Origin of the sequence: Enterobacter sp. 50588862, assembly GCF_001462935.1 — a bacterium.
Taxonomy (GTDB): Bacteria; Pseudomonadota; Gammaproteobacteria; order Enterobacterales; family Enterobacteriaceae; genus Enterobacter; species Enterobacter bugandensis.
Window position 1 is genome coordinate 1 of record NZ_LNHM01000034.1, and the last position, 549, is coordinate 549.

The following is a 549-nucleotide window of genomic DNA, read 5'->3' on the forward strand; positions in this document are numbered from 1 at the left end:
AATCTCGGTTGATTTCTTTTCCTCGGGGTACTTAGATGTTTCAGTTCCCCCGGTTCGCCTCGTTAACCTATGTATTCAGTTAACGATAGTGCAACGAATTGCACTGGGTTTCCCCATTCGGACATCGCCGGGTCAAAGGTTCATATCACCTCGCCGGCGCTTTTCGCAGATTAGCACGTCCTTCATCGCCTCTGACTGCCAGGGCATCCACCGTGTACGCTTAGTCGCTTAACCTCACAACCCGAAGATGTTTCTTTCGATTCACCATCGACTTGCGAAAATTTGAGAGACTCGAACACACCATTAAGATGTGTCGTTTCAATTTTCAGCTTGATCCAGATTTTTAAAGAGCAAAACTTCTTAATGCACTCAAAAGTACATTCAGAAGTTCATCATTCATCAGACAATCTGTGTGAGCACTACAAAGGCAGGTTCTTTAAGGTAAGGAGGTGATCCAACCGCAGGTTCCCCTACGGTTACCTTGTTACGACTTCACCCCAGTCATGAATCACAAAGTGGTAAGCGCCCTCCCGAAGGTTAAGCTACCTA

General features: G+C 46.3%; 2 rRNA genes. Both read right to left on the reverse strand.

From position 1 onward, the window contains the following. Nucleotides 1-234: ribosomal RNA gene (locus tag APT89_RS18185) — 23S ribosomal RNA — on the reverse strand; the annotation flags it as partial. A gap of 208 nt (nt 235-442) precedes the next feature. Continuing rightward, a 16S ribosomal RNA gene (locus tag APT89_RS18190) occupies nt 443-549 on the reverse strand; the annotation flags it as partial.